The sequence below is a fragment of the Pseudoalteromonas sp. CO348 genome (assembly GCF_004208845.1).
GTDB lineage: Bacteria > Pseudomonadota > Gammaproteobacteria > Enterobacterales > Alteromonadaceae > Pseudoalteromonas > Pseudoalteromonas maricaloris.
Genome location: NZ_SGPI01000044.1, coordinates 1 through 4,445, shown reverse-complemented (window position 1 = coordinate 4,445; position 4,445 = coordinate 1). Strand labels below are relative to the sequence as shown.

Here is a 4,445-nt window from a genome sequence, read left to right as displayed (position 1 = left end):
CGTCTCAAATACCTGTGTTAACACTTTCAGTGAAAATGTTCCTGTGACTCTAAAGACCATTGGCATGTTGTATTCCGGCGTACCGCCTTGAAGTTTATCGATAAACCACAGTCGTTGCTGGGAAAAGGAAGTTACACCATAGGTCAATCCGCTTTTTTCAATGGAGTATTCCTTGGCACTCCTAGAATTACTTTTAAGATTTTTCAGAAAGTTAACTATAAGTTCTTTATTATTTCTAATGAACAACCTTTCTTCATCATTAATTTCACCATCTGGTGAACGTGATTTTAACTTACCATTATCTAGAAACAAACGCACACCTCTAAGATTGAGGTTAGCTAGGAACAATCTAATTTCTTTCATTTAAAAACCTTATAAATACAGCTAGTTAAACTGCCGGAGTGCCTAAATCATTAACTCATTATTGTTCTTTTTAGGTCTACATCTTCCCACTTGCAAAGTTCTGACATTGCAGTAAGAACTAAACGCTCACCTTCAAATGGCTCTCTTCCATGACAAACAGATAAATTATCAACCATTAATACATCACCTTGGTGCCAATCAAAGGTTACTTGCTCTTGAATATAAACCTCTCTAAGGATCGAGATCAGTTCACTATCAATCGAGCTTCCATCGCCAAAGTATGTATGGTTCGGATACTCATTTTCTGAAAAGGAGCGTTGTATAAACTCCCTCGCCTTCGGCTCAATTGTGTCTATATGAAACGAAGTGCAATGGTTAAACCAACATGGCTGTTTTGTTTCTGGATGTTGAAGCGCAACCGACCTAACTTGCTCAGTTGTTAGTGTAACTAATCCCTCATCGTGCCATTTCCATGTGATTTGATTGGCTTTTAGATATTCTTGAGCTTCATCTTTAGTTTCAGCTTGAAATGCCCATTGCCAATCAACATACAAGTTTGGAATAAAGTTCCGACGATATAAATATCCTAAATCGATTAACTTATCTCGCAAAACGTGCGGGATTTTATTATATATTTTTCTTGTATCTGCTAATGGAGTTGCCCCACCTTTATCAGCCACTTTATGGCAATTGAAATATATATATCGTGGAAACTGCAAATTAAAAGACTGCTCGTTATGTAAAAAAATCTCTCCTTCTTTTGGGTGCGCAGTTGAGGTAAATACATTCCCACTAATACGATCTCGTCTTAGCTGACGCTCTAAATACGTATCTAGCGGCTTACTTGTACTTGCACCAACAAAAGACTCGAACATCTTAGCACTAGTGATCTCAAAATTACGAAATAAAATTGCTCCATATCGTTGATGGAGAACCTTCAATTTTTCACTATTTTCTTTAAACCACGCGTCTAGGTTCAATTCAATATTTTTTTTAATAATAACTAATGGTAAGACTTGAGTTTCCGAAAAAAAGCCGCATTCAACATCTGTTGCGTTAAATAATTCCTGATGGGCTGGAACAAGCATAATTGTATCCTTGATTCATAGAGAGTAATTTCATAGTTTTCAAAAAGCTTTAAAACATTACTGAGCTAATATCATCAAGGGCACTAAAGAAGTGTTCGATTTCTGACTCATTGTTATATAAATACCCTGATATTCTTAACACCTGAGATGAAGCTATTTGATCAATGTATGGTTGCGCACATAAATGACCATTACGACACATAATGCCATAAGTATCGCTTAGTACTCGTGCTACATCATCTAACTTCGGAGTTGAAGGGATCCATACGCTTAAAACCGCTCCTCTCTCAGCATTTGGATCTGAATTCACAATTTTCAAGTAATCTCTCTGTTCAGCATATTGAAACATCATTTTCCCGAGGTGTTTATCGTAAGCTTCTATATTATCTATCCCTACGCTATTCATATAGTCGATTGCAGCACCTAAACCCAATACTCCTGCAATATGAGGCGTCCCCGCTTCCAAGCGATGAGGTAATTTCCTTAGTCTAAAGTTATCAAGCTCAACCCAATCAACCATACCACCTCCAAATTGAGAGGGAGTCAACTTTTCAAGCATTTCCTTCCTGCCGTATAAAACCCCTAAGCCTGTTGGCCCCAATGATTTATGAGCTGAGAAGGTTAAAAAGTCTACGTTCAGATCTACAACATTGACCTGCTTATGCGGAACGGATTGAGCAGCATCCAATAACGTTAGAACTCCATGCTCTCTTGCCAATGAGATCATTTCCTTTACCGGGTTATAAACCCCCGTAACATTGGAACAATGCGTGATGGCGACTAGTTTTGGGTGCTTCTTAATCTTAGATTTATAATCTTCTAAATCCAACCCACCTTCAGGTAGCAAATTTACTACTTCCGTTTTAGCATGTGCCACCCACGGAAGCAAATTAGAATGGTGAGAGTCAGCACAGATTAAAACCGTATCATCTTTGGTCAGACCCAAACCTGAAGCAACTAAATTAACCGCTTCGGTGGTGTTTTTAACAAATACAATTTCATTACCTGAGCACGACAAAAGCTCAGCTACTCTATACCGAGCTCGTTCGAATTTGTTTGACACCAGCTCAATAGCATATCCCTTTCCTCGGTGAACATTAGAAGAAACACCACTATAGTATTCGGACATTGCATCAATCACCCTTTGAGGTTTTAAAGAGGTCGCAGCACTATCTAAATATGTTATTTTTCTACCGTCAATCTCTGCTCTAATTCCTGGAAAATCTTGTCTAACTTTTTCTAACTGTTCAACACTAAACATTATTTTTTAATCCTCTAACAAACTGATACTTTCCTGATCGCTCAGCGGCAATGTAGTCAACTAAGCTAACATCTACTTTTAAATCCAACTGAAAAACGGCTTGCAGTTTATCGATAAACTCCTGTTCTGCGCCCTCTAGGTATGATTCATTTGCTATGATTTTAAGCAAAAAGGCAGTTTCTGAAACTTGCTCTAATTGATAAAAATCTAACCATTCTGGAGCACCAAACATTTGATCAATTTGTTGTGGGGAAAGAAAAGGTTGCCCATCTTTAATCAAAAAGTGGGATACTTTACCTTCCATCACAATTTTATTTCTATCAGAACCGCACGTGCATGAACTCGTATTTACAGAAACAATATCTCCTGTTCTGTAACGTAAATGAGGTGAAGCCCCCTGATCAATACTAGAAATACATAGCTCTTTAAATGTGTTACTCAGTGGTGATGTAAACTCTACATCAACATACTCAAAATAGAAACTATCATCATTTACATGCATATGTCCATGATTACACTCCATTGCAACCCACCCAAATTCAGTAGACGATAGCAGTTCACCATACATCGAGCGCATATCATAATATTCCGCTATTTGTCTTCTTGCACAATTTGTAGCACCAGTATAGGCAACCATGACAGGAATTTGAGGCGGTTGAATTCCGCGCTTTTTATAATGTTTTAGTAAGAATGCAAAGTGAGTCGGGTCAACATAAAACAAATCAGGCTCATAAATTTTTATTTCTTCAATGGTACGGTCTAACATTGCTTCAGTGGTAGTCATTAAATCATGATAAACAGGTAAAACAAGTGTTTTATCTGCTAAAACTCTATCCTCTATGGTGCTATTAGGGTTTGCACATTCAACATCCGAGCAATTTGGTGCTGCATACCTCGCAATTTTCCTTCCAGAACGATGGAAAGCCTCATTAATTTTAGGGTTTACTGAAGCACATGATATTGCTCTATTGAGAAGATACATTCCTATTTCTAACGTTATCAGACGTTCACCTGTTGAACCTGAACTACGGCTGTTAGTTACCATAGGATGATTAAGCGTGAAACCTTTTGCTAAAGTTCCTTTTGGAAAGTTCTTTCTATAGTCTAGTTTTGCCGTAAATGGGACGGTTTCCAAGTCTTTCGGTTCTTTAATATTTTCTATATTGGTCTCTGACTCCGTATATAACTTTTGGTAAAATTCAACGTTCTCAAAGCTATACTCAAGCTCTCTCAACACTTTTTGGAAATTTTTCATTCTTTGACCCTTCAATATTGTTCTACTTTTAAACTTCTCACGCGTGAGACTCTTTTATTACTAATACTAAAATTAGATTTACCACTCTTCCTCGACTTCTACTGCACGGACAATCGGCGTGGAACCACAAATAAAATCAAGCTCCATCGCCAACTCTCTGATACTGCCAGATTCCATAATCAATGCTAATTGAGATGAAATGTTTAACTCATTTGAGAGCTTTTGACTTAGGTGGAGACTCAATATCGAGTTAAAGCCTAAAGTGATTAAACTTTCTCCTACACTGATCGCATCTTTATCAATCAAGAGTAACTCGTGGATATATTTTACTAGAAGCTCTTCCATTTCGGTTGTTGTCGCTATAAAGCTTTTAGTTGTCGGAACGTAGTTAATTTTGGGCAGTGCTTTCTTGTCTACTTTACCATTACTCGTCAATGGCCACTCTGTAACCAATAAAATAACACCAGGCACCATATAC

5 protein-coding genes are annotated in these 4,445 nt (G+C 37.6%); all 5 read right to left on the bottom strand.

Features of this window, described 5'->3' with window-relative positions; all coding sequences use genetic code 11:
- A partial coding sequence (locus EXT48_RS23445; RefSeq protein WP_130166022.1) for a hypothetical protein occupies positions 1–363 on the bottom strand: 363 nt, incomplete at its 3' end.
- Between the two features lie 50 nt (positions 364–413).
- Positions 414–1,451 carry a TauD/TfdA family dioxygenase gene (locus EXT48_RS23440; protein WP_130166021.1) on the bottom strand — a complete coding sequence of 346 codons (1,038 nt, stop codon included), beginning with the start codon at positions 1,449–1,451 and terminating at the stop codon, positions 414–416.
- A 49-nt stretch (positions 1,452–1,500) separates the two neighbouring features.
- Entirely contained in the window at positions 1,501–2,712 is a 1,212-nt protein-coding gene (locus EXT48_RS23435; protein WP_130166020.1) for an aminotransferase class V-fold PLP-dependent enzyme, read from the bottom strand.
- Entirely contained in the window at positions 2,705–3,967 is a 1,263-nt protein-coding gene (locus EXT48_RS23430; protein WP_130166019.1) for a phenylacetate--CoA ligase family protein, read from the bottom strand. Before EXT48_RS23430 ends, EXT48_RS23435 begins: the two co-directional genes overlap by 8 nt.
- Positions 3,968–4,045: 78 nt before the next feature.
- Positions 4,046–4,445, bottom strand: a 400-nt coding sequence (locus EXT48_RS23425; protein WP_130166018.1) for a phosphopantetheine-binding protein, incomplete at its 5' end; no start/stop codon positions are given.

Bases quoted from the DNA above. Each gene is read 5' to 3' on its own strand.
- EXT48_RS23440 (WP_130166021.1), bottom strand. From the start codon at position 1,451: ATGCTTGTTCCAGCCCATCAGGAATTATTTAACGCAACAGATGTTGAA.
- EXT48_RS23435 (WP_130166020.1), bottom strand. From the start codon at position 2,712: ATGTTTAGTGTTGAACAGTTAGAAAAAGTTAGACAAGATTTTCCAGGA.
- EXT48_RS23430 (WP_130166019.1), bottom strand. From the start codon at position 3,967: ATGAAAAATTTCCAAAAAGTGTTGAGAGAGCTTGAGTATAGCTTTGAG.